This window comes from Phenylobacterium sp. Root1290 (assembly GCF_001425305.1).
Classification (GTDB): domain Bacteria; phylum Pseudomonadota; class Alphaproteobacteria; order Caulobacterales; family Caulobacteraceae; genus Phenylobacterium.
This window is the reverse complement of the sequence record NZ_LMEE01000002.1, coordinates 1-26,406: the sequence shown is the minus strand read 5'-3', so window position 1 is coordinate 26,406 and position 26,406 is coordinate 1. Positions and strand designations below refer to the sequence as shown.

General features: G+C 68.9%; 20 protein-coding genes and 4 pseudogenes. 14 read left to right on the top strand and 10 right to left on the bottom strand.

Going from position 1 to position 26,406, the window contains the following annotated elements:
* Positions 1-34: 34 nt before the first annotated feature.
* The 4 genes from ASC79_RS09670 to ASC79_RS09655 all read left to right on the top strand — a co-directional run bounded on the left by ASC79_RS09670 (position 35) and on the right by ASC79_RS09655 (position 3,587).
* Complete coding sequence (locus tag ASC79_RS09670) at positions 35-532, top strand: GAF domain-containing protein (RefSeq protein ID WP_056025217.1); 498 nt, start codon at positions 35-37, stop codon at positions 530-532.
* A gap of 66 nt (positions 533-598) precedes the next feature.
* Complete coding sequence (locus tag ASC79_RS09665) at positions 599-1,744, top strand: GNAT family N-acetyltransferase (protein WP_056025771.1); 1,146 nt, start codon at positions 599-601, stop codon at positions 1,742-1,744.
* A 2-nt stretch (positions 1,745-1,746) separates the two neighbouring features.
* Positions 1,747-2,679: a glycosyltransferase family 2 protein gene (locus tag ASC79_RS09660; RefSeq protein ID WP_056025214.1), complete on the top strand. Its 933-nt coding sequence runs from the start codon at positions 1,747-1,749 to the stop codon at positions 2,677-2,679.
* Complete coding sequence (locus tag ASC79_RS09655; RefSeq protein ID WP_056025211.1) at positions 2,676-3,587, top strand: hypothetical protein; 912 nt, start codon at positions 2,676-2,678, stop codon at positions 3,585-3,587. The genes ASC79_RS09660 and ASC79_RS09655 overlap by 4 nt, the downstream gene beginning before the upstream one ends.
* Positions 3,588-3,639: 52 nt before the next feature.
* Here ASC79_RS09655 and ASC79_RS09650 read toward each other — a convergent pair whose 3' ends face one another.
* Both ASC79_RS09650 and ASC79_RS21055 read right to left on the bottom strand, forming a co-directional pair.
* A complete protein-coding gene (locus tag ASC79_RS09650; protein ID WP_056025208.1) occupies positions 3,640-4,221 on the bottom strand; it encodes a pyridoxamine 5'-phosphate oxidase family protein in 582 nt (193 codons plus the stop codon).
* Positions 4,222-4,307: 86 nt separating this feature from the next.
* The gene (locus ASC79_RS21055; RefSeq protein WP_056025205.1) at positions 4,308-4,832 is read right to left on the bottom strand and encodes a PEPxxWA-CTERM sorting domain-containing protein; all 525 of its coding nucleotides are present in this window, start codon (positions 4,830-4,832) and stop codon (positions 4,308-4,310) included.
* A 194-nt stretch (positions 4,833-5,026) separates the two neighbouring features.
* Here ASC79_RS21055 and ASC79_RS09640 point away from each other — a divergent pair, with 194 nt between their 5' ends.
* The 3 genes from ASC79_RS09640 (at position 5,027) to ASC79_RS09630 (ending at position 9,591) form a co-directional block, all read left to right on the top strand.
* Positions 5,027-6,199 (top strand): acetyl-CoA C-acetyltransferase, encoded by a 1,173-nt coding sequence (locus ASC79_RS09640; protein WP_056025202.1) that lies wholly within the window; start codon positions 5,027-5,029, stop codon positions 6,197-6,199.
* A 50-nt stretch (positions 6,200-6,249) separates the two neighbouring features.
* Positions 6,250-6,948: an SDR family NAD(P)-dependent oxidoreductase gene (locus ASC79_RS09635; RefSeq protein WP_056025199.1), complete on the top strand. Its 699-nt coding sequence runs from the start codon at positions 6,250-6,252 to the stop codon at positions 6,946-6,948.
* Positions 6,949-7,038: 90 nt separating this feature from the next.
* The gene (locus ASC79_RS09630; RefSeq protein ID WP_056025195.1) at positions 7,039-9,591 is read left to right on the top strand and encodes a TonB-dependent receptor; all 2,553 of its coding nucleotides are present in this window, start codon (positions 7,039-7,041) and stop codon (positions 9,589-9,591) included.
* On the opposite strand, the gene ASC79_RS09625 is transcribed toward ASC79_RS09630, so the two are convergent.
* Positions 9,572-10,909, bottom strand: coding sequence for a sorbosone dehydrogenase family protein (locus tag ASC79_RS09625; RefSeq protein WP_056025192.1), 1,338 nt, complete (start codon positions 10,907-10,909; stop codon positions 9,572-9,574). The genes ASC79_RS09630 and ASC79_RS09625 overlap by 20 nt on opposite strands.
* 159 nt (positions 10,910-11,068) lie before the next feature.
* Between ASC79_RS09625 and ASC79_RS09620 the strand changes: the two genes are divergently transcribed.
* Together ASC79_RS09620 and ASC79_RS09615 are read left to right on the top strand one after the other, a co-directional pair.
* Positions 11,069-12,646: a carboxylesterase/lipase family protein gene (locus ASC79_RS09620; RefSeq protein WP_056106257.1), complete on the top strand. Its 1,578-nt coding sequence runs from the start codon at positions 11,069-11,071 to the stop codon at positions 12,644-12,646.
* Positions 12,647-12,693: 47 nt separating this feature from the next.
* Positions 12,694-13,701 carry a LacI family DNA-binding transcriptional regulator gene (locus tag ASC79_RS09615; RefSeq protein ID WP_235528872.1) on the top strand — a complete coding sequence of 336 codons (1,008 nt, stop codon included), beginning with the start codon at positions 12,694-12,696 and terminating at the stop codon, positions 13,699-13,701.
* Here the strand turns inward: ASC79_RS09615 and ASC79_RS09610 are convergent.
* Positions 13,698-14,729 (bottom strand): LacI family DNA-binding transcriptional regulator, encoded by a 1,032-nt coding sequence (locus ASC79_RS09610; RefSeq protein ID WP_056025185.1) that lies wholly within the window; start codon positions 14,727-14,729, stop codon positions 13,698-13,700. The genes ASC79_RS09615 and ASC79_RS09610 overlap by 4 nt on opposite strands.
* A 420-nt stretch (positions 14,730-15,149) precedes the next feature.
* On the opposite strand from ASC79_RS09610, the gene ASC79_RS09605 reads away from it, so the two are divergent.
* From ASC79_RS09605 to ASC79_RS09585, 5 genes are all read left to right on the top strand, one after another.
* Complete coding sequence (locus ASC79_RS09605; protein ID WP_056025182.1) at positions 15,150-17,294, top strand: TonB-dependent receptor; 2,145 nt, start codon at positions 15,150-15,152, stop codon at positions 17,292-17,294.
* A gap of 29 nt (positions 17,295-17,323) precedes the next feature.
* On the top strand, positions 17,324-18,130 hold the full coding sequence (locus tag ASC79_RS09600) for a phosphatase PAP2 family protein (protein WP_056025179.1): 807 nt from the start codon (positions 17,324-17,326) through the stop codon (positions 18,128-18,130).
* Between the two features lie 9 nt (positions 18,131-18,139).
* The gene (glk, locus tag ASC79_RS09595; protein ID WP_056025176.1) at positions 18,140-19,144 is read left to right on the top strand and encodes a glucokinase; all 1,005 of its coding nucleotides are present in this window, start codon (positions 18,140-18,142) and stop codon (positions 19,142-19,144) included.
* Positions 19,145-19,267: 123 nt separating this feature from the next.
* Entirely contained in the window at positions 19,268-21,217 is a 1,950-nt protein-coding gene (locus tag ASC79_RS09590) for a glycoside hydrolase family 3 protein (protein ID WP_056025766.1), read from the top strand.
* A 2-nt stretch (positions 21,218-21,219) separates the two neighbouring features.
* Positions 21,220-22,491, top strand: a complete 1,272-nt coding sequence (locus tag ASC79_RS09585; protein ID WP_056025172.1) for a sugar MFS transporter — start codon at positions 21,220-21,222, stop codon at positions 22,489-22,491.
* Here ASC79_RS09585 and bioB read toward each other — a convergent pair.
* The 6 genes and pseudogenes from bioB to ASC79_RS20760 all read right to left on the bottom strand — a co-directional run.
* Positions 22,488-23,123, bottom strand: a pseudogene (gene bioB / locus ASC79_RS09580) (biotin synthase BioB); the annotation flags it as partial. The gene ASC79_RS09585 and the pseudogene bioB overlap by 4 nt on opposite strands.
* A 1-nt stretch (position 23,124) precedes the next feature.
* Positions 23,125-23,414, bottom strand: a pseudogene (locus tag ASC79_RS21480) (biotin synthase); the annotation flags it as partial.
* Positions 23,411-23,818: a MerR family transcriptional regulator gene (locus tag ASC79_RS09575; protein WP_056018065.1), complete on the bottom strand. Its 408-nt coding sequence runs from the start codon at positions 23,816-23,818 to the stop codon at positions 23,411-23,413. The gene ASC79_RS09575 and the pseudogene ASC79_RS21480, both read right to left, overlap by 4 nt.
* Positions 23,819-24,319, bottom strand: a complete 501-nt coding sequence (locus ASC79_RS21775) for a biotin/lipoyl-containing protein (protein WP_369817455.1) — start codon at positions 24,317-24,319, stop codon at positions 23,819-23,821.
* 86 nt (positions 24,320-24,405) lie between these two features.
* Positions 24,406-25,795, bottom strand: a pseudogene (locus ASC79_RS09570) (acetyl/propionyl/methylcrotonyl-CoA carboxylase subunit alpha); the annotation flags it as partial.
* A gap of 10 nt (positions 25,796-25,805) precedes the next feature.
* Positions 25,806-26,406 (bottom strand): annotated as a pseudogene (locus ASC79_RS20760) (carboxyl transferase domain-containing protein); the annotation flags it as partial.

Below are 26,406 nucleotides of genomic sequence, written 5' to 3'. Positions count from 1 at the left end.
GCGGCGAAGCAGGCGCGCCCGTATATAGCCGCCCATGGCCGAAGCCTTCAACGAACTGACCCTTCCCGCCGCCAAGGCCGAGCGCTACGCCGTCCTGGCCGAGGAGATCGCCTCCGTCCTGGCCGGCGAGCCCAATCGCACCGCGCGGATGGCGACGCTGGCCTCGATGCTGGCGGCGACATTCGACACCTTCTTCTGGACCGGCTTCTACGTGGTCGATCCGGACAAGGAGCGCGAGCTGGTGGTCGGGCCCTATCAGGGCACGCTGGGCTGTCTGCGTATCGCCTTCGGGCGCGGCGTCTGCGGGGCGGCCGCGGCCAGCGGACAGACACAACTGGTGCCGGACGTGCACGCCTTCCCGGGCCATATCGCCTGCGACGGCCGCTCGCAGAGCGAGGTGGTGGTTCCGGTGTTCGACCCCGCCGGCGCGCTGATCGCGGTGCTGGACGTCGACTCAGACCAGTTGGCCGCCTTCGACGACGTCGATGTCGAATGGCTCGAAAAGATCGTGCGGGACACCTTCGCGACCTGAGACAGGCGCCGGACTTGCAGCCACGGATGCACCATTCCCTAACCGGGAGACGCTACCGTGTTCGAGATGCTGCGCTTGGAAGTCATTCGCCCCGCCGAGCTCTCAGACGCCGACATCGGCGCCTGGCGGACGCTCTGCGCTTCGCGCCCTGAATTCAGGAGCCCTCTGCTTGGCCCCGACTTCACGCTAGCCGTCGGCGCCGTGCGCGACGACGCCCGGGTCGCGATCTGGCGCGAGGGCGAGAGGGCCATCGGCTTTCTGGCCTATCACCATCGGCCCGGCGGCATGGCCCGCCCGATCGGCGCGCCGCTGTCGGACTATCACGGCCTGATCGCCGACCGGCCGCTGGACATCCACCAGGACCTGGCCGAGTTCGGACTGTCGGCCTTCCGCTTCACCGGACTGGTCGATCCGCAGGGCGACTTCAGCCAGGCGGTGGCCGACGAGAAAGAGGCCTATGTGATCCAGCTGGACCGCTCGGCCGAGGCCTATCTGGAGGTCCTGCGGGCGGCGAGCGCCAAGCGCTTCAAGAACTACCGCCGGCTGGACGGCAAGCTCGACCGCGAGGTCGGCGCCCTGACCCTGCGCGCGCCGGACCACGACCGCGCCGCCTTCGACCAGCTATTGGCCTGGAAGCGTGAGCAGCTGATCCGCACCGGCGCCCACGACTTCCTGGCCCCGGACTGGACGCGCGAGCTGCTGGCGTCATTCCTGGAGATGCGCGAGGGCTGCTTCCAGGGGCTGATGATCAACCTCTACTGCGGCGACAAGCTGCTGGCTGGGCACATCGGCGTGCGGGTCGGCGACGTCTATCACCCGTGGATCGCCTCGACGGACCCGGCGATGGGGGCTTGGTCGCCCGGACAGCTGTTCCTGCTGCGCGCCATCGCCGCGATGCCGGAACTGGGCCTGAAGACCTACGACCTCGGCCCCGGCCACGACCACTACAAGCGGCCCTATGCCCTGACCACCAAGATGATCGGCGAGGGCATGATGGCCGCCGCCGGCCCGCGCGGCCGGGCGGCCGGCGCATCGGAGAAGGTCTGGAGCCTGGCGGGCGCACATCGCGCCGGTCCGGTCGGCCGCCTTCGCCGCCGCCTCGACATGATCGCCACCACTGAACTCTCGCTCTCGGGCCGTGCCAAGGGCCTGGCCGGAGCCATCGCCGCGCGCGCCCTGCGTCCGGGGGCGTCCTCGGCGGAGGCCGCCTGAGCATGGCCGCGCCGCGCGTCAGCCTGGTGATCCCGACCCAGCGCCGGCTGGACGGCCTGGCCGTCGCCGCGCGCTCGACCTTTCGCCAGCAAGGCATTGATTCCGCTGGGCTGGAGCTGGTGATCGTGGACAACGACCAGAGCCCCTCGGCCCAGCCCCTGACCCAGGCCCTGGCCGCCGAAGCGCCGTTCCCGGTGATCTACGTCCACGAGCCGGAGCCCGGCGTCGCCAACGCCCGGAACGCCGCGCTGGAGCAGGCGAGCGGCGACTTCATCGCCTTCCTCGACGACGACGAAGAGGCCCCGGAGGGTTGGCTTCGCGCGTTGCTGGACGCGCAGGCGCGGTTCAACGCCGACGTGGTGTTCGGCCCCGTGCGCGGTCGCGCGCCGTCCGGGGTGCAACGCCACCGCAGCTATCTGGAGCGTTTCTTCTCTCGCGAAGGACCGGCCGAGGCCGGCGTGCTCGACCACTACTACGGCTGTGGCGACAGCCTGATCCGCCGCGCGGCGCTGCCGGATCCGCGGCGTCCGTTCTCGCCGATCCGTAACCACATCGGCGGCGAGGACGACCTGCTGTTCGGCCAGATGCGCGTGGCCGGCGCGGTCTTCGCCTGGGAGCCGGCGGCCTGGGTCTGGGAAGACCCGGTCCCCTCGCGGTTGACCCTGCGCTACACGATCCCGCGCGCCTTCGCCTATGGCCAGGGGCCGTCCGCCGCCTGCGCCGCCGCCAGCCCGCCCGACCGCGTGGGCCTGGCCAAGTGGATGACCCAGGGCCTGGTGCAGGCCGGGGTCTTCGGGCTGCTGGCGGGCTTCAAGTGGCTGGTCCGGGCGCCGGACTTCGCATTCACGCTCGACCGCGCCGCGCGCGGCCTGGGCAAGACCCTCTGGTGGGGGCCGTTCAAGATCCAGTTCTACGGGTTGAGGGCAGGGGCATGAGCATCATCGGCGACTGGACGCCCGACAAGGCGCGCAAGTTCACCAAGCAGAACCTGGTCTTCAAGCACGGCCTGCACGAGCGGCCGATGTTCGACGACGCGGGCCTCGAAGAGCTGCTGGACCGCTATCCGCGCGACAAGCTGGGCGTCTTCACCATGGGCGAGGACCCAGTCGCCTGGACCACCTGGCGCAAGGGTTCGGCCGGGACGCTGAGCGGCTCGAAGCTGCTGGAGGCGGCGCAGGCCGGGCGCATCTGGCTGAACCTGCGGGCGACCAACGACCACCTGCCGGAGTACGCGGCGCTGGGCGACGAGATCTTCGCCGAGAAGCAGGCGCAGACCGGCGTGCGGACGCTGAAGCGCGACCTCGGAATGCTGATCTCCTCGGCCAATGCGCAGGTGTTCTATCACCTCGACGTGCCGCTGGTGTCGCTGTGGCAGCTGCGGGGCCAGAAGAAGGTCTGGGTCTATCCGGTCGACGATCCCTATGTGGGCCAGGAGGTGCTGGAGCGCATCGTCCTGAAGGAGACCGCCGAGCAGTTCACCTTCGACCCCAGCTGGGATCGCGGCGCACAGATGTACGACCTGACCCCGGGGACCATGGTCACCTGGGCCCAGAACGCGCCGCACCGGATCGAGAACGGGCCGATGCTGAACGTCTCGCTATCGATCGAATTCATGACGCCCCAGGCGCTGATGCGCGCCAATGTGATCTACGCCAACGGCGTCATGCGCCGTCGGCTGGGCGCGCGGCCCAAGGTGCAGGACGGCTTCACGCCGGTCGCCTTGAGCAAGATCGCCGTGGCGCGGGCCGCCAAGGCGATGAAGCTGCAGACGCCGCACGAGCGGGTGCTGCCGGTGACCTTCAAGCTGGACGCCGGCCGTCCGGGGATGCTGCTGCCGGCCTAGGATGAACCGCGCGCCAACGACGGCCTGGCCGCCTACCTGTGGGCGTGACGGCTTAGGGGCGTGCGCGCGGCGGAACGACGTCGCTGAAGATGGAAAAGCTCTTCCAGGCCGGCTCGACCGGCGCCTCGTCCAGCCGCGGCGTGTAGGGCGAGGGGGCCTTGAGCTCCAGCTCGGGGATGTAGCGCGGGCAGTTGGGGAAGATGTCGGTCGGCGTCACCTCGACCAGCAACTGGGCGCCGGGCCAGGTTTGCATGGCGGGGTCGTCTCGCAGAACCCTGGCCACGCCGTTGACCCGCAGCCGCGCGGGCTTGGGGCCGACGCCGAGGAAGAGCAGGCCGACATGCGCGTTGACCTGCACGTTGCCGAGACTGCGGAACATGCCGTTGCCGTCGTAGTCGGGAAAGACCAGCCGGTCCGGCCCGGCGATGCGCACAAAGCCCGGATCGCCGCCCTTGTAGGAGCAGTCGGGCCTCCCTTCCGCATCGGCGGTCGCCAGGAAGAAGAACGGCAGGCTCTCGATGAAGGCCTTGTCGGCCTCGGTGAACCGCTCGTGACGCAGGCGCTCGTAGAGACGATCGGCCAGCGGCGCGCTGCCGAAGCTGTCCTGCAGTTCCCGTTGGCCTGAATGGTACATGTCGCCCCCCGTTTCGAAGAGGCTAGCACGGAAACGCCGCCGGCCTCTGGGCCGACGGCGTCTGTCGTCTCGTCAGCGCCGCCGTATCAGGCCACGGCGAGCGCGGCCTTGCGGCTGCGCAGGGCGGCGCCGGCCAGGCCGAAGCCCATGATCATCATCGCCCAGGTGGCGGGTTCGGGAACCGCCGAGGGCACGTCCAGCATGACCCGGCCGCCGGTGACCGCACGCGCGCCGCCGGTGTTCTGGTACTCGTAGGCCGTGGTCAGGATGTTGGCCCCGGTCGCCGTCAGCGGGAAGAAGTCCAGGCGCAGTTGCTGCGCGTAGCCGGCGGTCGAGATCCGGAAGCCCTGCGTGGGCAGGGAGACCCAGTCCGCCAGGCTGGCGTTGTTGTAGGTGAAGGTCGAGAACACGCCCGGGCCGAACGTGCCCGACGAGGCGGTGATGTTCACCGAGAGCAGCGAGGAGAGGGCGTCGTCGGTGGTGAAGCTGCCGGTCAGCGAGCCGCCGCCTTGCAGCGTCACATTGTCGAGCACGAAGGTCTTGGCGGCCCAGGCCGGGGCGGCGGCGGCAAGTGCGGCGACAGCGGCGGCGATGGCGACGAGGCGTTTCATTTCGGCTCCCAGGCAGGCAATTCCAGTCAGCAGAGGCAATGCCCGTGCCAGTTGCGGGGCTCGCCTTGGGGCCGCGTCGGAGGGGCCGGGAGGGCGCACTTCACGTGCGCGTAAAGCCCATTGGCTTACGTCACGTCGCGCTCCTAAATGACTCCCCGAAGCGCGAAGGACGCGCATTTATCGGGAGCGGAACAATGGGCGAAGCCTATATCGTCGCAGCGACGCGGACGGCCGGCGGACGCAAGGGCGGCAAGCTGAAGGATTGGCATCCGGTCGATCTGGGCGCCGTGGTGCTCAACGACATCATCGCGCGCACCGGCGCCGATCCGGCCCTGGTCGAAGACGTGGTCATGGGCTGCGTCGGTCAGGTCGGCGAGCAGGCGATCAACGTCGCGCGCAACGCCGTGCTCGCCTCGAAGCTCCCGGAAAGCGTGCCGGCCACCAGCGTCGACCGTCAGTGCGGCTCCTCGCAACAGGCCCTGCAATTCGCCGCCCAGGCCGTGATGAGCGGCACCATGGACGTGGTGATCGCGGCAGGCGTGGAAAGCATGACCCGCGTGCCGATGGGCCTGTCGGCCGCGCTGCCGGCTCAGAACGGCTTCGGCAACTACATGAGCCCGCGGATGAAGGAGCGTTATCCGAACATCCAGTTCAGCCAGTTCATGGGCGCCGAGATGGTCGCCAAGAAGTACGGCCTGAACAAGGACGAGATCGACCAGTACAGCTTCGAGTCGCACCAGCGCGCGATCGCCGCGACGCAAGCGGGCCACTTCAAGAACGAGATCGTCGGCGTGGAAGTCGTCGACGCCGAGGGCAACACGGTCCTGCACACGGTCGATGAAGGCATTCGCTTCGACGCCAGCCTCGACGGCATCCGCGGCGTGAAGCTGCTGGCCGAAGGCGGCGCCCTGACCGCCGCCTCGTCCAGCCAGATCTGCGACGGCGCCTCGGCGGTGATGGTCGTGTCGGAAAAGGGCCTGAAGGAACTGGGCGTGAAGCCGCTGGCCCGCATCCATCACCTGTCGCTGCTGGGCCACGATCCGGTGATCATGCTGGAAGCCCCGCTGCCGGCCTCGGAACGTGCGCTGAAGCGCGCGGGCATGACTGTCGACGACATCGACCTGTTCGAAGTCAACGAAGCCTTCGGTTCGGTCCCGGTCGCCTTCATGAAGCAGCTGGGCGTCGGTCGCGACAAGATCAACGTCAACGGCGGCGCGATCGCCCTGGGTCACCCGCTCGGCGCCTCGGGCACCAAGCTGATGGCGACCCTGCTCAACGCTCTCGAACAACGCGGCGGCCGCTACGGCCTGCAGACGATGTGCGAAGGCGGTGGTATGGCGAACGTCACCATCGTTGAGCGACTCTAGAGCCCGTCCCGGTTCCGGACGGAGCCGGGTCGCAGCTTAAGGAGCCCCCCATGGCCGGACGCGTCTTTGCAATCACGGGCGCGTTCGGCGTGCTGGGTTCGGCCGTGGCGCGCGCCGCTGCGGCCAAGGGCGCTCTGGTCGCCCTGATCGACTACGCGCCGATCCCGCCCGAGGGCCTGGGGGACGAATGCGGTCCCGATGGCATGATCCTGGGCGGGGTCGACCTCACCGACGCGGTCGCCGCGGCCACGGCCATCGACGCCGTCGCCAAGCATTTCGGGCGGCTCGACGCCCTGATCAACGTCGCCGGCGGCTTTCGCTGGGAGACGCTGGAAGAAGGCTCCTGGGAAACCTGGCACAGCCTGTTCCGGATGAACGTGCTGACCGCCACCAACGCCAGCCGCGCCGCCATCCCGCACCTGAAGCGCAGCGGCAGCGGCCGCATCGTCAATGTCGGGGCCAATGGCGCGCTGAAGGCCTCGATGGGCATGGGCGCCTACGCGGCCTCCAAGGCCGGGGTCCACAAGCTGACCGAGGCCCTGGCTGAGGAACTGAAGGCCGACGGCGTGACGGTCAACGCAGTGCTGCCCTCGATCATCGACACCCCGACCAACCGCGCGGACATGCCCAAGGCCGACTTCGGCGCCTGGGTCACCCCGCAGGACCTGGCGTCCGCCATCCTGTTCCTGGCCTCGGAAGAGGCGAGGGCGGTGACCGGCGCGCTGCTGCCGGTGACCGGGCGGGTTTAGGCCCGCAACCCGGCCAAGCTTCATACCCACGTCATGGATGTCCCCTACCCGCCGGGGTAGCGCGCCGCTCCCAGGCGCCAGGGGATAGTCATGCTTAAGTTCACGACGCGGCTGCTGGCCGCGGCGAGCGCCTTGGCGCTCACGGGCGGCGCCGCCTTCGCGCAGGACGCCGCGACCATCGAGGAGATCGTCGTCACCGCCCAGAAGCGCGAGCAGCAGGCGCTGGACGTGCCGATGTCGCTCAGTGCGTACTCGGCCCAGCGGCTGGAGAACCTTGGCGTCCAGGACTTCGCGGATCTGGCGTTGTTCACGCCCGGCTTCGAGGTCCAGGAGCAGTCGCCGAACAACCCCGGCTTCGTGGTGCGCGGCATCACCTCGGACGAAACCAACGCCTATTCGGAAGCCCGGGTCTCCGTATTCCAGGACGGCGTGTCGATCTCCAAGGCACAGGGCTCCTATGTGGAGCTGTTCGACCTGGAGCGCGTCGAGGTGGCCAAGGGGCCGCAGTCGACCCTGTTCGGGCGCGGCGCCCTGATCGGGGGCGTCAACATCATCCAGAAGAAGGCCGACACCAGCGGGTTCGGCGGTTACCTCAAGGCCGAGGCCGGGGACTTCGGCTACTTGATGGGCGAGGGCGCGGTGAACCTGCCGATCAGCGAGGCCTTCGCGCTGCGGGTCTCGGGCCGCATCCGCCAGCGCGACGGCTATGTCGAGAACGCCCTGGGGGGCGACGCCTTCCAGTCGGTCGACAGCTGGGCGGGGCGGATCGCCGCTCACTTCGAGCCCAACGAGCGCCTGCGCTCGGACTTCATCGTCAACTACCAGCACGACGAGCCCACGGGCACGGCCTTCAAGTCCGGCGGCTTCTCGCCGACGGACCCTGCGACCGGGCGCGTTCTGGCGGGGCGCGGCGCGAGCGACCCGGCGGCGCTGGTCGCCCCGGCGGATTTCCAGGGGGGCCGCAGCCTTGGCGTCGACCGCACGGTGTGGAGTGCGACGGCGCTGGTCGATTACGACCTGACCGACGCGCTGACCTTGGCCTCGATCAGCGCCGTGCGCCGCTTCAATAGCGACGAAGTGTTTGATCCCGATGGCATTTCCCTGCCGATCCTGACGGGCCTGAACAGCGCCGTCGGCAAGCAGTGGAGCCAGGAACTACGCCTGAACTACGACGCCGGCGGTCGAGTGCGCGGCTTCGTCGGCGCGGGCTACTTCCATGAGAGCGGCCGTCAGCGCACGCCGATCCAGTTCGACGAGCGCATGGCCCTGGCCCAGGTCGCCGGGCAGCTCAACGGCGCGGCGGCCGGGCTGGGCTTGCCGGCGACGACGCCGGCGCACGCGGCGCTGTTCGCCAACACGGCCTTCACCGGCGCGCTGGTCCGCGGGCTGGTCGCCCAGACCAGCGGCAACCGCATCGTTCTCAGCGCCGCACAAGCGAGCTCCATCGCCGCCAATTTGCGCTCCAACCACGTCGAGGAATCGACCAACACCAGCGAACTCGACTCCATCGACCTGTTTGGCGATGTGTCGTTCGACGTGACCGACAGGCTGGAAGTCTCCGCGGGCTTGCGGTGGACCCGGGACGAGAAGACCACCGGCTTCGGCACGCGCGTGGTCGGCGGCCGCAGCGTGATCGGCGGCGCGATCGGCGCGGCCGGTCTGGCCGCCAGCGGCACGCCGCAGGGCCTGGCCCAGGCCAACGCCATCCTCGCGGCGCTGCAGAGCCCGCAGGTGCAACTGATCCCCGACACGCTGCTTCCGATGTTCGGCGTGACCTTCCAGCCGACCTCGGCCGACGGTCGGCTGGCCACTCAGGACCTGGAGGACTCAGGTTTCACTTGGCGTTTGGTCGGGCGCTACAGCTTCACCGACGACGCCAATCTCTACGCCTCGTACGCGCGGGGACGCCTGCCGGAGGTGCTGGCCGCCAGCGCGCCGGGGACGCCCTATGGCGCAGCGCGCTTCGCCAGCGTCGAGGCCGAGACCGTCGACAGCTATGAGGTCGGCGCCAAGGCCGCGCTGCTGGACCGCCGGCTGCGCCTGGACGGCGCGGTTTACTTCTACGACTACGACAACTTCCAGACCGTCGAGCAGCAGGGCACGCTGTTCGTCGTCACCAACGCAGGCAAGGCCAAGGCCTACGGGTTCGAGGGGCAGGCCGAACTGGCGGTGGCTTCCGGTCTCGACCTCTATGCGACCTACGCCTACAGCCACGCGCGGTTCGAGGACGGCGCCTATGATGGCAACCGCTTCCGGCTGTCGCCGGACCACAGCGTCTCGCTGGCGGCCAACTGGAGCTTCGACGCCATCGGCGGGCGGGTCTCGGTGCGGCCGAGCTACACGTGGCAGAGCAAGGTGTTCTTCGGAAACGACAACGACCGGGCGGTCTTCCAGCAGCCGCCGGCGTCGCTGGTGGCCGACAACATCCAGGACGAGTTCCAGGACGGCTACGGGCTCGCCAACCTGCGGGTTTCGTGGACGGCCAGCAGCGCGCCGCTGATCCTGGAGGCCTTCGTCAACAACATCGCCGACGAGCAGTATCTGATCGACGCCGGCAACACCGGCGACTCGCTGGGGCTGCCGACCTTCATCGCCGGGCAGCCGCGCATGTGGGGCGTCGGCCTTACCTGGAAGTTCCAGTAGCGGGCGCTCCGGCGGCGGCGGGCGCGACCCGCCAGACCGCCTTGCCGACGTCGTCGGCGACCAGCAGGGCTCCGGTCTTGTCGACGGCGACGCCGACGGGCCGGCCCTGCGCCTCGTCGCGGGCGTTCAGGAAACCGGTGAGGAAGGCTTGCGGCGGGCCGATGGGCTTGCCGCCGGCGAACGGGATGAACACCACGCGGTAGCCGCTCGGCGGCTTGCGGTTCCAGGATCCGTGCTGGCCGATGAAGGCTCCACCCTTGTACTGCGCGGGGAACAGGTCGCCGCGGTAGAACGTCAGGCCGAGCGAGGCCGTATGCGGGCCAAGGGCGTAGTCGGGGACGATCGCCTTGGCGACCAGATCCGGGCGCGGCGGCTTGACCCTCTCGTCCACGTGCTGGCCGAAGTAGCTGTAGGGCCAGCCGTAGAAGCCGCCGTCCTGCAGGCTGGTCATGTAGTCGGGGACGAGATCGTCGCCCAGCATGTCGCGCTCGTTGACCGCGGTCCACAGCGTCCCGGTGGTCGGTTCGAAATCCAGGCCGTTGGGATTGCGCAGGCCCGAGGCGAAGACACGGGCCGGTCCGGCGGGGAGGGGATACTCGATCACCGCGGCGCGGTTGGTCTCGTTCTCCATGCCGTTCTCGCCGATGTTCGAGTTCGAGCCGACGGTGGCGTAGAGCTTTGCGCCGTCGGGACTGGCGATGACGTTCTTGGTCCAGTGGTGATTGATCGGCCCGCCAGGCAGGTCGAAGACCTTTTCACCCACGCCGATGATCTGGGTCTGCCCGTCGGTGTAGGGAAAGGCGACCACGGCGTCGTCATTGGCGACGTAGAGCTTGCCGCCGGTCAGGGTCATTCCGAACGGACGGCGCAGGCCCTCGGCGAAGGTGGTGCGCACCTCGGCGACGCCGTCGCCGTCCGCGTCGCGCAGCAGGGTGATGCGGTTGGGGCTCTTCATCGTGGCGCCGGCCTTGTCCTGCAGGCGGTTGGCGATGGAGGCGGTGATCCCCTTGGCCTTCGAGGGCTCGGACGAGGCCTCCGACACCAGCACGTCGCCATTGGGCAGGACCAGCAGCCAGCGAGGATGCGCCAGGCCGTCGGCGTAGCGGGTGACCGTGAACCCGGCGGGCGCGATGGGCGCGGCGCCCTCCGGCCAGCCCACCGCCTGGCGGGCGTTGAGGGTCGGGATCAAGCTGGTCTTCGGCGACGGCAGCTGCGGTTTGGGGCCAAAGCCCGCGAACGGATCGGTCGAACCCTGGCCGCAGGCGACGAGGGCTAGGGCGGCGAGGGGCGCGGCGGCGCGTCGAAGAGCAGACTTCATAGGAGGCGCAGCCCTTTGATTGAACGCGGGTATTTGATCACTTGCCGGGCCGGTGCGCCAGCTTTGCCGTAAGAGCGATTGACAACGTTATCAGTAGCGGTGAACCTTCCGGCCCCAGAAGCACAAAAACAGCGGCCTCAGGCCGAACGGGAGGACGGCATGATCGGCAAAGCAGGCGCGCTCGGCGCTGCCTTGGCGCTGGGTCTTACGGGAGCGGCCGCGGCCGCCGACATCGTCAAGGTCGAGAGCGGCCGACTGCAGGGCGTGGTCCAGGACGGCGTGGTCGCCTTCAAGGGCGTGCCGTTCGCCGCGCCGCCCATCGGCGACCTGCGCTGGCGTCCGCCGCAGCCGGCCGCGAAATGGAGCGGCGTCCGCCCGGCCGCCGCCTACGGCCACGACTGCGCCCAGAAGCCGTTCCCCAGCGATGCCGCGCCGCTCGGAACCGAACCGGCCGAGGACTGCCTTGTGCTGAACGTCTGGCGGCCGCAGGGCGCGCCGGCGAACGCCAAGCTGCCGGTGATGGTCTGGATCTACGGCGGCGGCTTCGTGAACGGCGGCTCCTCGCCCGACGTCTATTCCGGCCACCAGATCGCCCGGCAGGGCGTGGTGCTGGTCAGCTTCAACTACCGCGTCGGCCGCTTCGGATTCTTCGCCCACCCGGCCCTGACCAAGGAAAGCCCAGGCGGCCCGCTCGGCAACTACGGCTTCATGGACCAGATCGCGGCGCTGAAGTGGGTGCAGCGGAACATCGGCGCGTTCGGCGGCGACCCCGGCAACGTGACGATCTTCGGCGAGTCGGCCGGCGGCTTCTCGATCCACACCCTGATGACCACGCCGGCGGCCAAGGGCCTGTTCCACAAGGCGATCGTCCAGTCGGGCGGCGGGCGCGGCAACATCAATCCCGGGCGCAGGGTCAGCGGCCAGGCGCCCGGCGGCCCGCCGTCCGGCGAGCAGGTCGGCCTGGCCTTCGCCAAGAGCGTCGGCGTCGAGGGCGAGGACGCCGCGGCCCTGGCGGCGCTGCGCGGGCTGCCGGCCGACAAGGTGGTCTCCGGCCTGAACATGATGACGATGTTCACCCCCACCTACGCCGGGCCGATGGTCGACGGCCAGATCGTGGTGGGCGAGCCGGGGGCGATCTATGCGGCCGGCGGCGGGGCGGACGTGCCGCTGATCGTCGGGGCCAACAGCATGGACATCGGCTTCTCGACGGCCAAGACCCTGGACGAGGTCTACGCCCCGTTCGGGCCTGAGCAACGCACCGCCGCGCAAGCCGCCTTCGATCCCGGCGCGACCGGCGACGTCCGCAAGGTGGGAACCGTGGTCGCCAGCGACACCATGATGGTGGAGCCGGCCCGCTTCGTGGCCAAGACGTGGTCCAAGGCGGGCCGGCCCGTCTATGCGTTCCGGTTCAGCTACGTGGCCGACTCCATGCGCCAGCAGTGGCCAGGCGCCCCGCACGCCACCGAGATCCCCTATGTCTTCGACACGGTGAAGGCCAAGTACGGCGAGGCGCTGAGCGCGTCCGACGCGGCGACCGCGCAGGCGGCCAGCGCCTACTGGGTCGCCTTCGCCAAGAGCGGCGATCCCAATGGCGCCGGGCGCCCGGCCTGGCCGCGCTACGACGCCCAGGGCGACCAGATCCTCGACTTCACGAACGACGGGGCCAAGGCGGGCGCCGATCCGTGGAAGGCGCGGCTCGACCTCGTGGAAGGGGCGGCCGACGCGAAGAGGCCCTGAGGCGCGAGAATCCGCGTTATATCTGCGCGGATGAAGGACGCCCGGGCGTGACGACGACGATCAAGGACGTAGCGGCCCGCGCGGGATTGTCGGTCATGACCGTCTCGCGCGTGCTGAACGGCGAGCGCCACGTCAGCGCCGCCGCGCGCGAGAAGGTGCAGGAGGCGATCGACGCGCTGGGCTATCGGCGCAACGTGTTCGCCCGCGGCCTGCCAGGCTCGCGCTCGTTTCTGATCTGCATGCCGATCCCGGAGATGATCCCGGACTACATCGCCGAGTTCCAGCAGGGCGCGGTCGAGCGGTGCCGTGCGGAAGGCTACCACTTGGTCGTCCAGCCCTATGACGGCCAGAGCGCCATGACTGGCGAGCCAGTCGCGGCGACCATCGCTTCGCTGCGGCCGGACGGTTTCCTGCTGCTGCCGCCGATGAGCGACAACCTGGCGGTGCTCGACACCCTGGACCAGGCCGGCGTGCCCTATGCCCGGCTGGCGCCCAGTGTCGAGCCGGGGCGCGGCGCCTGCGTCTGCGTGGACGAGGTCGAGGCTGCGCGCGCGATGACCGCCGCCCTCTTGGATCTTGGCCACCGCCGGATCGGCTTCATCGGCGGGCCGCCCGACCACGGCGCCTCGGCCTGGCGGCTGGAAGGCTATCGCAAGGCGTTGGCCGAACGCGGCGTTGCGGCGGATCGGGCGCTGGAGGCCGACGGGGATTTCCTGTTCGACAGCGGCGACGTCGCCGGCGAGCGTCTGCTGAGCCAACCTGATCGGCCCAGCGCCATCTTCGCGGGCAACGACGACATGGCGCTCGGCGTCATGGCCGCCGCCCGCCGCCTTGGCCTGTCGGTTCCAGGCGACGTCTCGCTGGCCGGCTTCGACGATGGCGAGATCGCCTCCCTGGCCTGGCCGCAGTTGACCACCGTTCGCCAGCCGGTGCAGGCCATGGCCTCGGCGGCGGAGGCGGTGATCGCGATGGTGGAGTCCGGCGAGCGGGCCGCCAGTTCCCGCCGGCTGGACTTCGCGCTCGTGTTCCGCGGCTCGACGGCGCCCCCGGCCTAGACGCTTTGCGGTTCAGCGGCCGGCGCGGCGGTGGAGCCGCGCGCGCGGATTTCGAACGGCAGCTGCAGGGCCGGGTCGTCCAGAGCCTCGTTCGCGGCCAGGGTGATCAGCATGTCGGCCGCGGCCTGGCACATGATGTCGACTGGCTGGCGCACCGTGGTGAGCTGCGGCGAGCTGATCTGCGCGGCGCGGGTGTCATCGAACCCGGCGATGGAGATCTGCTCCGGCGCCGAGAGACCCAGCTCGCGCGCCGCGGCCATGACGCCCAACGCCATCTTGTCGTTGGCGGCGAAGACCGCGGTCGGCCGATCGGGCGCGTCGAGCAGGGCGCGTCCCGCCGACATCCCGGATTCGAAAGTGAAGTAGCCCTGGACCATGTGGGCGGGCCGTGTCGTCAGGCCCGCTTGCGCCATCGCGCGTTCGAACCCGGCCTGACGCAGATGCGAAGCACCGTGGTCCGGGTGGCCCTGCACGAAGCCGATGGTGCTGTGCCCCAGGCCGATCAGGTGCCGGGTGAGGGCGAACGCGGCGGCTTCGTCGTCGATGAAGACGCAAGGGCCTTTGTCGCGACCGGCTTCGGGGGCGATGCGCACATGCGCGACGCCAAGGCGATCCAGCACCGCCAGCGCGCCGGGGTCGTCCGAGATCGGCGGGGTCAGGATCACGCCGTCGAGCCGCAGGCTGGAGATGATCTGCTCGATCTGGCGGGGAACGTCGCCTCGGGAATCGACGGGTTCGACGGCGAGGTGATAGCCGGCCTCTCGGCAGCGGAGCAGGGCCCCGATCTCCGCCTCGGTGACATAGCTGTAGTTCGGGTTGTCATAGAGAAAGCCGATCAGCCGCGAGCGGCCGCCGATCAGCCCGCGGGCGGCGATGTTGGGGCGGTAGTCAAGCGCGGCGGCCGCGGCCAGTACGCGTTCGCGCACCTCCTTGCGGACGTGGGGCTCGCCGTTGAGCACCCGCGAGACGGTCTTGAAGGACACCTCCGCCTTGGAGGCGACGTCTTTGATCGTCGGTTGCCGGGACAAGCCAATCTCCAGCCGCACGGAGTGAAAGCTCTCGCGCGCTTCGCTTCCGCCCGCAAGTGCCTGCCGCCGCGAAACATCTTCCGCCATCGCCCAATGCGCATCCCTGACCGGGCGTTCGCAACAATGCTTCAAGGCTGATCAGATAACGTTGTCAGATTCGAATTGACAACGTTATCTGATCGCGTCCACCTTCACCTTGGCCGGCCCGCAGAGACGGGGCGGGAAGCAGGATGGCCGGACGCTCGATACCGGCCACGCAGGGGGAAACGACGATGACCAGCACGATTCTGGCCGTGAGCACGGCTGCGCCCAGCACGAGGCCTGGGGACCGCTAGGGGCCGTCCGCCCGCACGCGACGACGACCAATCAAGAACAGACGGCCAGAGCCATGACGCCGGGCCGCACTCAGGGAGAACGCGAATGAACAAGCTCATGTGGCTGGCCGGAGCCGCGACCTTGGCCCTGGCCGGAACGGCCCAGGCGCAGTCCGACGTCCAGGTCGAGGAGGTCGTGGTCACCGCCCAGAAGCGCGAAGGCACGGTCCAGGCGACGCCGCTGGCGGTCAGCGCCATCAGCGGCGACGTCCTGCAGCAGCAGAACGTCGTCGACGCCGGCGACCTGACCGGCAAGGTGCCGAACCTCAACATCGGCCAGGCCGGCAACGAGGTGATCATCAGCATCCGCGGCGTCAGCTCGGCCGGCGTCGTGCCGCAACGCGACCCCTCGGTCGCCTTCCACCTGGACGGCGTCTACCTGCCCCGGCCTTCGGGCGCGAACTCGGTGTTCTACGATCTTGAGCGGGTGGAGGTGCTGCGCGGGCCGCAGGGCACGCTCTGGGGTCGCAACGCCACGGCCGGCAGCCTGAACATCATCACCCGCAAGCCGGTCATGAACACCGGTCAGGCGGCGGGCGAAATCCTGGTCGGCGCCTACGGCCGCTTCACCGCTCAGGGCATGTACAATTTCCCGATCGTCGACGACACGCTGGCGGCGCGCGCGGCGTTCATCATCAACCGCCGCGACGGCTATCAGGAGAACGTCGCTCCGGGCATGCCCGACCTGGGCGACGCCAAGGAGGAGGCGGGACGCGTCCACCTGCTGTTCACGCCGGGCGAGCGGCTGCGGCTGCTGCTCTCGGCCGACTACTATCACGCGGGCGGCGCGGGGACCGGCAACGTCCTGATCGGCAACGGGGCGGTCAGCTACATCGCCTCCGGACGCAGCGCCCCATATCGCGCCGAGACCAATACGGCGGGCCGGATCAACAACAAGATCTGGGGCGTGGCGGCCGAGGCGACCTATGCGCTGGACGCATTGGATATCGTTTCGGTGACCGCCTATCGCGCCGACGATCAGGACGTGACGAGCGACGGCGACGCCACGGCGACGGGCACGCAGACGATCTCTTACTTCAATTATAACAAGACGTTCTCTCAGGAACTTCGTCTTGCGTCGTCGGGCGACGGGGCGCTGAAGTACATCCTTGGCGCCTTCTACATCAAGGAAACCAACGACGATAACCTCTACCAGTACACCAACCTCGCGCGCACGACGGGGGTGGTGCTGCAGCGGCCCGAGCGGTTCGCCGAATCCTGGGCGGTTTTCGGCCAGGCCGACTACGATCTCACCGACACCTTCACGGTCTTCGCCGGTGTCCGCTACTCGGAGGACCGCAAGGGCAACCCGGTCGGCTTGACCCGGCCGCTGGGAACCACCGTCAACACCTTCCGGCCCGACTCCGGCTCCTGGGCCAAGACCACCTGGCGGCTGGGCGCCGACTGGGAGATCACGCCCGACAACATGGTCTATGGCAGCGTCTCGACCGGCTACAAGGCGGGCGGCTTCTCCAGCAACCGAAACTTCGGTCCCGAGACCCTGACCGCCTATGAGGCCGGCTCGAAGAACTACTTCCTGGATCGCCGCCTGCTCGCGAACTTCTCGGCCTTCTATTACGACTACAAGGACCTGCAGGTGGTCTCCGTGGCGCCTGACGAGAACGGGGTCGTGCGGGCGCTGACCACCAACGCAGGGGTCTCGAGCGTCTGGGGGATCGAGTTCGAGGGCCGCGCGCGGATCACCGAGGCGCTGAGCGTCGACGCCTCGCTGGGCTACCTCGACGCCAAGTTCGATCGCTACGTCGGCGCCATCGATCCGCTCTATGGGACGGTCCTGGACCTCTCGGGGAACACCCTGCCGCGTGCGCCGCGCTGGAACGGCAATATCGGCGTGGCCTACGCCATTCCGATGGCCTCCGGACAACTGACCGCCCGCATCAGCACCCGCTACCAGTCCGAGGTGTTCTTCACCGAGTTCAACGACCGGCGCATCACCGTCGCGGGCGTGAGCCTCAATCCCTACGGTCAGGCCAGTCAGGACGCCTACACCGCGACCGACATCAGCCTGCGTTATGACGACGATGGCGGTTGGTACGCCGAGGCCTTCGCCGACAACCTCGAGGACGAGGCGGTCCTGCTGTCGGTCAGCACGGACTCGGCGCGGAATTTCTTCGGCAGCTACGGCGCGCCGCGGACCTTCGGCGTGAAGGCCGGCTTCAAGTTCAACTGATCCTCCCACACAGCTTTGAGAGAACCATCATGAAGGACAAGCGCAGGCCCCTGCGCGCCGGGCTGGTCGCCGCCGGGATTTCGATCCTGGCCGGCGCCGCCCTCGCGGGCTCCGAGCCGGTCAAGTTCCCGACCCTGCCCAAGGGCTACCTGGCGCCGGGCGCCCTGAACGCCGCGCACATCGTGCCCCCGGCGCCCACCGACGGCGATCCGCGTGACCAGGTCGACCGCCAGGTCTTCCAGTCCACGCGAGGCCTGAAGGACAGTGAGCGCTGGAAGCTGGCCACGCGAGACGTCGACATGATGCCGTCGGGCATGATGGAGGCGTTCTCCTGTGCGGTCGGGGTGAAGATGACCCCGACCAACGCGCCCAAGCTGAACGGCGTCATGCTTCGGGTGCTGGGCGACGCGATGATCGCCAACGAGAGCGCCAAGCATCACTTCAAGCGCCTGCGTCCGTTCCAGGTCGCGCAGGGCGAGATCTGCCAGCCGACGGCGCAGGTCGCCAGCAGCTTCGACTATCCATCGGGTCACACCGTCTGGGGTTGGTCCTGGGCGCTGGTCCTGGCCGAGTTGGCGCCTGACCGTGCGACCGAGATTCTGGCGCGGGGGCGCGCCTACGGGCAGAGCCGTGCGGTCTGCGGGGCGCACAACGCCAGCGCAGTGGAAGCCGGAGCGGTCGTGGCCAGCGCCACCTTCGCGACCCTGCATGGCTCGCCCGAGTTCAGGACCGATATGGACGCCGCGCGCGCCGAACTGGCCAAGCTCCGCACGGACGGCGAGAAGCCGCCCTCCTGCGAGGCGGAAGCCACGCTCATTGCTCAGTCCCCGTACTGACGGGCCGCCATGCGGAGAGATGCGAGTTTCGCCCTGGTCGGCGACGTCGGCGGCACGAATGCGCGGTTCGCGGTCGCCGACCTGCAGGGTGCGCGTCCGTCGATCGTCCTGACCGGCAATGTGCTTTGCAAGGACCACCCCAGCCTGGCCTCGGCGGCGGAGGCCTTCCTGGGTTCAGCCGACCTGGCCGCGCTGCCGGCGACCGCCACCATCGCGGTGGCGGGCCCGGTCGCCGACGGGGCGGCGCGACTGACCAACGCCCCCTGGGACGCGTCCGAGGTCGAGATGATGGGGCTCGGCTTTTCGCGAGCCCGGCTGGTCAATGACTTCGAGGCGCTGGCCACGGGGGTCGCCATACTGGCGCCAGAGGACAGTCTGGCGATCGGACCGGAACTGCCGGGGCTCACCCGGGCGCCGCTGGTGGTCGCCGGCGCCGGCACTGGATTTGGCCTGGCCGCGTTGGTCTGGCGCGCGGAAGGGCCGGCTCAAGTGCTGCCCAGCGAGGGCGGCCACGCCGCATTCGCGCCGACCGACGAGCTTGAGATCGAGGTGTGGCGGGCGCTGACCCGGCGCCATGGCCGCGTGTCGATCGAACGCCTGCTGTCGGGGCCGGGTCTCCAGGCGCTGCATGCGATCCTGGCTGAGATCGGCGGGGAGACTGCACCCGTGGCGCTGTCGTCAGAAGACATCGTGGCGCGCGCCTGCACCGGTGTCGATGCGCGCTGCACGGCGGCGGTCGAACTGTTCTGTGCGGTGTTCGGCTCCGTCTGCGGCGACGCCGCCCTGACCTTCGGCGCGAGGGGAGGGGTCTATCTGGCCGGCGGCCTGCTGGAGGGCGTTGAGAGGTTCTTGACGGGCGGTGTGTTCCGCGAGCGCTTCGAGGCCAAGGGACGGCTCTCCAGCCTCGTCGAAACCGTGCCGACTCGCCTCGTCGTACAGCCGCACACGGCGCTGTTGGGGGCTGCAAGGATTGCTCGTCGCCTTTCGCCGCAGGCGTTTCAAATGAGCGATTGACAACGTTATCAGTTGCGTGTGGTTTGGCCTCGCGCCAACCCGCGCGGAACTGGCGGGTCCCGGATGCCCCCGGGGCCCGCCGCACTTTGCGGTTGGAAGAAGAACAAGAATTGGGAGGGGATGATGGCTGGCTGGCGTTATGCCTGGATGGCGCTTGGAGTGTTGGCTGCAGGGCCGGCCTTGGCTGCGCAGCAGCCCGAACTTGGCGCTCGCACCGCGCCGCGCCTTACGATGGACGGACTGGTTTTCAAGGACCTCAACCGGAACGGCAAGCTTGAGCCCTATGAGGACTGGCGGCTGTCGGCTGACGTGCGGGCTGCGGACCTGACGCAACGCATGACGCTTGAAGAAAAGGCCGGGACCATGATGCACGGCACGCTGCCGGCGCCGGGAAACACCTTCGGTTCAGGCGCGGCCTACGACCTGACCGGCGCCGCCCGGCTGATCGAGGATAAGCGTGTCTCCAGTTTCATCACCCGACTGAGCGGCCCGGGCGCGGCGTTGGCCGAAGAGAACAACAAGGTCCAGGCTCTGGCCGAGCAGAGCCGCCTGGGCGTTCCGGCGACCATCAGCACCGATCCGCGCAACCACTTCCAGCACACGGCGGGCGCCGGCGTGGACTCGGCGGGATTTTCGCAGTGGCCCGAGAGCCTGGGCTTTGCGGCCATCGGCGACGCGGCCTTGATGCAGCGGTTCGGCGAGGTGGCGCGGGCGGAGTATCGGGCCGTCGGAATCCATGTGGCGCTGTCGCCCCAGGCCGACCTGGCGACCGAACCGCGCTGGTCGCGGATCACCGGCACTTTCGGCGAGGACGCCGATCTCGCCTCGCGCATGGTCAGGGCCTATGTCGCCGGCTTCCAGGCCGGCGAGACCGGGCTGAACAAGGACAGCGTCGTCGCGGTGGTGAAGCACTGGGTCGGCTATGGCGCGGCCAAGGACGGCTGGGACAGCCACAGCCCCTATGGCCGCTACGCCACCTTCCCGGGCGGAGACTTCGCCTATCACGTCAAACCGTTCGAAGGCGCCTTCGCGGCCCAGGCGGCGGGCGTCATGCCGACCTATTCGATCCTCGAGAACCTCAGCATCGACGGCAAGCCGGTCGAACAGGTGGGCGCCGGGTTCAACAAGTTTCTGCTGACCGACCTGCTGCGTGGGACCTACGGTTTCAAGGGCGTGATCGTCTCGGACTGGGCGATCACCAACGACTGTCCAGCGGTCTGCCAGGGCGGCTGGAAGCCGGGCGAACCGCCGGTCATCGGCATGCCCTGGGGCGTCGACGATCTCACGGAGACACAACGTTTCGCCAAGGCGCTGGACGCCGGCGTTGATCAGTTCGGCGGCACGGAGAACAGCGAACTGGTGGTCGGCATCGTCAAGGCCGGCCAGGCCAGCGAGGCGCGGCTGGACCAGTCGGTGCGGCGCATCCTGGTTCAGAAGTTCGAGCAGGGGCTGTTCGAGAATCCCTTTGTCGATCCTGCGGCCGCGGGCCGGCTCGTCGGCTCGGCCGCCTTCCAGGCCGAAGGCCGCGCCGCTCAGAGCCGATCGTTGGTGTTTCTGGAACGTCGGGCCGAAAACCTGCCGCTGAAAGCCGGCGCCAAGGTCTATCTGAAAGGCGTCGATCGGACCGCCGCGCAAGCCGCCGGCCTGGTGGCGGTCGATGCGCCCGAGCAGGCCGACGTCGCCATCGTCCGCACCGGCGCGCCGCACCAGGTGCTGCACCCCAACTACCTGTTCGGCCTGATGCAGCACGAGGGCGACCTCGACTTCAAGGACGGAGATCCGGAGTTCGAAGCGATCAAGGCGATCAGCGCCAAGGTCCCGACCATCGTCAGCGTCTTCCTCGACCGGCCCGCGATCCTGACCGGCCTGAAGGGCAAGGCCGCCGTGCTGATTGGCGACTTCGGGGTCAGCGACGGCGCGCTGCTGGACGTGCTGACCGGCAAGGCCAAGGCCGAGGGGCGGTTGCCCTTCGAACTCCCGTCCTCCATGGCGGCGGTCAAGGCCCAGGCGAGCGACAAACCCCATGACAGCGCCGATCCGCTCTATCGGTTCGGCTATCGGCTGGAGCCCTGAAGATGGTCACCATAGGAAGCAGCGTGAGGGCGGGCGCGGCGGCGGGACGGGTCGTGGCCCTGGTAGTGTCGCTGTTCTTCGCCTGGGGGTTCGCGACGGTCCTGATCGACACCCTGATCCCCAAGCTCAAAGGGCTGTTCCAGCTCAACTACGCCGAGGCGATGCTGACGCAGTTCGCCTTCTTCCTCGGCTATCTGGTGTTTTCGATTCCGGCCTCGATCCTGCTGGCGCGCATCGGGTACTTCCGCCAGATCGTGCTGGGGTTGGGTGTCATGGCGACCGGCTGCCTGATGTTCGCCCCGGCCGCGCAGCTGGGGATCTATCCGGCCTTCCTGCTGGCGCTGTTCGTGATGGCTGCGGGGATCACGACCCTGCAGGTGGCGGCCAATCCGCTGATCGCGCTGCTCGGCAAGCCGGAGCTGGCGCACTCGCGTCTCAACCTCGCCCAAGCGTTCAATTCGTTGGGCACGACCGTCGGCCCGCTTGTCGGCGCAGCGCTGATCCTGAAGGGCGGCGTCGAGCACCCTGACGCCGCCAGCCTGACGCCGCAGGCGCTGGAGGTCTATCGCAAGGCCGAGGCTCATGCGGTCCAGGCGCCGTTCCTGGGCATTGCCGCGGTCCTGGCGGTCCTCGCCCTGGTGTTCTGGTTCCTGCGCCGCTCGCCGGCCGCGCCGTCGGCGGCGGGCGAGGCGAGCGGCGGCTTCAAGCCGGCGTTGCTGAAGCGTCCGCGGCTGGCGCTCGGGGCTCTTTCTATCTTCCTCTATGTCGGCGCCGAGGTGGCGATCGGCTCGCTGCTGGTGAGCTACCTGATGGAGGATAAGACCCTTGGCGCTGTCGCAGCCACCGCTGGCCAGCTGGTGGCGCTCTACTGGGGCGGGGCGATGGTCGGGCGGTTCATAGGTTCGGTGGTGATGCGCAAGGTTCCGGCTGGCCTCGTACTCATGGCCTGCGCCATCGGGGCCGGCCTGCTGGCCTGCATCTCGGCGGGCACGGTCGGCCTGGTCTCCGCCGTGGCGGTGCTGGCCATCGGGCTCTGCAATTCGGTGATGTTCCCGACCATCTTCACCCTGGGCATCGAGGGCCTGGGCGAGCACACGCCTCAAGGCTCCGGCCTACTGTGCCTGGCGATCGTCGGCGGGGCGGTGGTGCCGGTGCTGACCGGCATGGTCGCGGACCGTGCCGGTCTGAGCGTGGCGCTGCTTGCGCCCGCGCTCTGCTACGTTTGGATCGCGGTCTACGGCTTCATCTGCCGCCGGCCGCCCGTGGAGACCTAGGCCATCCCCATCACGTCGGCCTGGGCGAGGTCGACGCGCTGGCGCGGCTCGCCCATGGTCATGGGCCGCAGGCCAAGGTCGGCCATGAGAGCGGCGTCGGTGTCCTTGTCGGGGTTGGCGGTGGTCAGCAGCCGTCCGCCGATGAACATCGAGTTGGCGCCGGCCATGAAGCAGAGCGCCTGAAGTTCGCGGCTCATGTGCTCGCGGCCGGCCGAGAGCCGGACCACGGTCTTGGGGCAGAGGATGCGGGCGACGGCGATCATGCGCACGAACTCCAGCGGGTCGACGGCCTTGGAGTCGCCCAGCGGGGTGCCGGGGATCGGCATCAGGTCGTTGATCGGCAGCGAGTTCGGATGCTCGGGCAGGGTGGCCAGGGCGTGCAGCAGGCCGGCGCGGTCGGTGCGCGTCTCGCCCATGCCGACGATGCCGCCGCAGCAGGTCGACATGCCGACGCTGCGCACCGCCTCCAGGGTGTCGAGCCGGTCCTGGTAGGTGCGGGTGGTGACGACCTTGTCGTAATAGTCCGGGCCGGTGTCGAGGTTGTGGTTGTAGTAGTCCAGGCCCGCGTCCTTCAGCGACTGGGCCTGATCCTTGGTCAGCATGCCCAGCGTGGCGCAGGTCTCCAGGCCCAGNCCGCCGGCCTTGGCGTCCATCGCCGCGGCGATGACGCTGGCGGCGTCCATCAGCTTGGAGGCCTTCACCCCGGTCTCGAAGTGCTGGCTCTGGCTGCAATAGCCGCAGTTCTCGGCGCAGCCGCCGGTCTTGACGCTGAGCAGCTGCGAGAGCTGCACCTCGCTGGGATCGAACCAGGCCCGGTGCACCGCCGCGGCCTGGAACACCAGCTGCATGAACGGCAGCTCGAACAGGGCCTCGACCTCGGGCAGCGTCCAGTCGTGACGCGGCTCTGCGGGATCGATCATCATGCCCGCAGCTCCATAATCGCCGGCCAGGGCGCGGCCTGGCGATGGCCGAGGAGGGCGCTCAGCGCGGCTTCGGCCTCGCGGCGCTCCTGATCGAGCACCTTGAGGCGCTCGGACAGGCGCGACACGGCGTAGTCGATGTGCGCGCAGTGGTCGCCGCCGGCGTCCTGACGGCTGAGGATGCTGCTGATGTCGTCGAGCGACAGGCCGGCGCGCCGGAATTCTGCGATGGCCGCCAGCCGCGAGACGGCGTCCTCGTCATAGCGGCGCCGGTTGAGCTGGTCGCGACGGGCTCGAACCAGGCCGAGTTCCTCGTAGTAGCGGATCGCCCTGGCCGTCAGGTCGAGGCGGCGCATGACCTCGCCGAGCGTGATGTTTCCGGCGTCGCTGGGGGATGTCGTCTGCATTTATGCGAACTCCACGAGCACTTCGTCGGCGGCGACGGAGTCGCCGGCCTTGGGACCGACGGTTTTGACGACGCCCTCGCGTTCGGCCCGGATGATGTTCTGCATCTTCATGGCCTCGACGACGGCGACGGCTTGACCAGCCTGGACGGATTGGCCGGGTTCGACGTCAAGGCTGACGACGAGACCCGGCATAGGCGAGAGGATCAGCTTGGAGGTGTCCGCCGCCTGCTTGGGCGGCAGTTTCTGGTGCAGTTCGGCCGAGCGGGGCGTGAGCACCAGGACGTGGGCGAGGGCGGCGCGGTGGCGGATCTGGAAGCCTTCGGCCGCCGGTTTGACGCTGGCGGTGAACGGTTTGCCGTCCAGCTTGGCCTTGAACAGCGGCAGGCCGGGGCGCCAATCGATCTCGGTCAGGTGAAGGGGGCGGCCATCCTCGAAAGTGACCGCAAAGCGCTCGCCGCCATTGGTTACGCGCACCAGGCGCTGATCGTGGCCGGCGATCACCACTCACTCGTCGCGGACGAGCTGGGGCGCTGAGCGCGCCGTCAGGCGACGGTGCATCGCGCAGGCGGCAGCGGCCATCAGGTCGCGCTGGAATGGCGTGGGCTCGACGCCGTGGAAGCCGTCGGGGAACTCGTCCTTGATGTAGTTGGTCGAGAGCTTTCCGGAGACGAAGCGTTCCTGGTCCATGACCGCGGCCAGGAATGGGATGTTCTGGCCCAGGCCCTCAATGTGGAAGTCCTCGAGCGCGCGGCCCATGGCGGCGATGGCGCTGGTGCGGTCCGGCCCCCAGGTCGAGAGCTTGGAGATCATCGGATCGTAGAACATCGAGATCTCGTCGCCTTCGCGCACGCCCGCGTCGTTGCGGATCTTGGCGGCGCCGGCGTCGCCTTCGTGCGGCGGCGAGTAGCGGACCAGGCGGCCGATCGAGGGCAGGAAGCCGCGATAGGGGTCCTCGGCGTAGATGCGGCTCTCGATCGCCCAACCGTTGATCGACAGGTCCGACTGCTGGAAGCCCAGCTTCTCGCCGTAGGCGACGCGGATCATCTGTTCGACCAGGTCGACGCCGGTGATCAGTTCGGTGACCGGGTGCTCGACCTGCAGCCGGGTGTTCATTTCCAGGAAGTAGAAGCTCTTGTCCTGACCGGCGACGAACTCGACGGTGCCGGCGCTGTCGTAGTCGACCGCCTGGGCGAGAGCGACGGCCTGGGCGCCCATGGCCGCACGGGTGGCTTCGTCCAGCAGCGGGGAGGGGGCCTCCTCGATGACCTTCTGGTTACGGCGCTGGATCGAGCATTCGCGCTCGAACAGGTGGACCACGTGGCCGTGCTTGTCGCCCAGCACCTGGATCTCGATGTGACGCGGGCTCTCGATGAACTTCTCGATGAAGATGCGGTCGTCGCCGAAGCTGGCCTTGGCCTCGGCGCGGACGGCCGGAAAGCCTTCCTCGACGTCCTTCTCGTTCCAGGCGACCCGGATGCCCTTGCCGCCGCCGCCGGCGCTGGCCTTGATCATCACCGGGTAGCCGACCTCGCCGGCGATCTTCAGGGCGTGGGGGACGTCGTCGATCTCGCCGACATGCCCCGGCACCGTGGAGACGCCGGCCTTGGCGGCGAATTTCTTGCTCTCGATCTTGTCGCCCATGGCCTCGATGGCCCTGGGGTTGGGGCCGATGAAGACGATGCCCTCGTCGGCCAACCGCTTGGCGAAGCCGGCGTTCTCCGACAGGAAGCCGAAGCCGGGATGCACGGCCTGTGCGCCGGTTGCGCGGCAGGCGGCGACGATCTTGTCGGCGACCAGATAGCTCTCGGCTGCGGGCGCGCCACCGATGAAGACGCTCTCGTCGGCCATCTCCACGGCCATCGAGTCCGCGTCGGCCTCGGAGTAGACGACGACTGTCGCGATACCCATCCGGCGGCAGGTCTTGATGATGCGAACCGCGATCTCGCCGCGGTTGGCGATCAGGATTTTGGAGAACATTAAGCGCGACCTACAGCGGGATGTTGTCGTGTTTTTTCCAGGGATTGGAGAGCTGTTTTCCCTGGAGGTTCTTGAGCGCGTTGGCGATGCGCCGTCGGGTGGAGTGGGGCATGATGACATCGTCGATGTAGCCGCGGGAAGCGGCGACGAACGGATTGGCGAAGCGCTGCTTGTACTCGGCCTCTCTGGCGGCGATGGCCTCGGGATCGCCGATCTCGGAGCGGAAGATGATCTCGACGGCGCCCTTGGAGCCCATCACCGCGATCTCGGCCGAGGGCCAGGCGTAGTTCCGCCCTGCTCCTGCTTGGTGCCGGGCATGAAGCCGGGCACGTCGACGAAGGTCACCAGCGGGATCTCGAAGGCGTCGCAGAAGCGCACGAAGCGCGCGGCCTTCCGCGATGAGTCGATATCCAGCACCCCGGCCAGCACCTGCGGCTGGTTGGCGACGATGCCGACGCTGGCCCCGTCGATGCGGCCGAAGCCGCAGATGATGTTCTTGGCGAAGTCCGGGCTGATCTCGAAGAAGTCGGCCTCGTCGACGACTTTGAGGATCAGTTCCTTCATGTCGTAGGGCTTGTTGGGATTGGCCGGCACCAGGCTGTCGAGCGAGG

What these genes read in the sequence shown, in the direction of transcription:
- ASC79_RS09670 (WP_056025217.1), top strand. Translation starts at nt 35, where the DNA reads ATGGCCGAAGCCTTCAACGAACTGACCCTTCCCGCCGCCAAGGCCGAG.
- ASC79_RS09665 (WP_056025771.1), top strand. Translation starts at nt 599, where the DNA reads ATGCTGCGCTTGGAAGTCATTCGCCCCGCCGAGCTCTCAGACGCCGAC.
- ASC79_RS09660 (WP_056025214.1), top strand. Translation starts at nt 1,747, where the DNA reads ATGGCCGCGCCGCGCGTCAGCCTGGTGATCCCGACCCAGCGCCGGCTG.
- ASC79_RS09655 (WP_056025211.1), top strand. Translation starts at nt 2,676, where the DNA reads ATGAGCATCATCGGCGACTGGACGCCCGACAAGGCGCGCAAGTTCACC.
- ASC79_RS09650 (WP_056025208.1), bottom strand. Translation starts at nt 4,221, where the DNA reads ATGTACCATTCAGGCCAACGGGAACTGCAGGACAGCTTCGGCAGCGCG.
- ASC79_RS21055 (WP_056025205.1), bottom strand. Translation starts at nt 4,832, where the DNA reads ATGAAACGCCTCGTCGCCATCGCCGCCGCTGTCGCCGCACTTGCCGCC.
- ASC79_RS09640 (WP_056025202.1), top strand. Translation starts at nt 5,027, where the DNA reads ATGGGCGAAGCCTATATCGTCGCAGCGACGCGGACGGCCGGCGGACGC.
- ASC79_RS09635 (WP_056025199.1), top strand. Translation starts at nt 6,250, where the DNA reads ATGGCCGGACGCGTCTTTGCAATCACGGGCGCGTTCGGCGTGCTGGGT.
- ASC79_RS09630 (WP_056025195.1), top strand. Translation starts at nt 7,039, where the DNA reads ATGCTTAAGTTCACGACGCGGCTGCTGGCCGCGGCGAGCGCCTTGGCG.
- ASC79_RS09625 (WP_056025192.1), bottom strand. Translation starts at nt 10,909, where the DNA reads ATGAAGTCTGCTCTTCGACGCGCCGCCGCGCCCCTCGCCGCCCTAGCC.
- ASC79_RS09620 (WP_056106257.1), top strand. Translation starts at nt 11,069, where the DNA reads ATGATCGGCAAAGCAGGCGCGCTCGGCGCTGCCTTGGCGCTGGGTCTT.
- ASC79_RS09605 (WP_056025182.1), top strand. Translation starts at nt 15,150, where the DNA reads ATGAACAAGCTCATGTGGCTGGCCGGAGCCGCGACCTTGGCCCTGGCC.
- ASC79_RS09600 (WP_056025179.1), top strand. Translation starts at nt 17,324, where the DNA reads ATGAAGGACAAGCGCAGGCCCCTGCGCGCCGGGCTGGTCGCCGCCGGG.
- glk (WP_056025176.1), top strand. Translation starts at nt 18,140, where the DNA reads ATGCGGAGAGATGCGAGTTTCGCCCTGGTCGGCGACGTCGGCGGCACG.
- ASC79_RS09590 (WP_056025766.1), top strand. Translation starts at nt 19,268, where the DNA reads ATGGCTGGCTGGCGTTATGCCTGGATGGCGCTTGGAGTGTTGGCTGCA.
- ASC79_RS09585 (WP_056025172.1), top strand. Translation starts at nt 21,220, where the DNA reads ATGGTCACCATAGGAAGCAGCGTGAGGGCGGGCGCGGCGGCGGGACGG.
- ASC79_RS09575 (WP_056018065.1), bottom strand. Translation starts at nt 23,818, where the DNA reads ATGCAGACGACATCCCCCAGCGACGCCGGAAACATCACGCTCGGCGAG.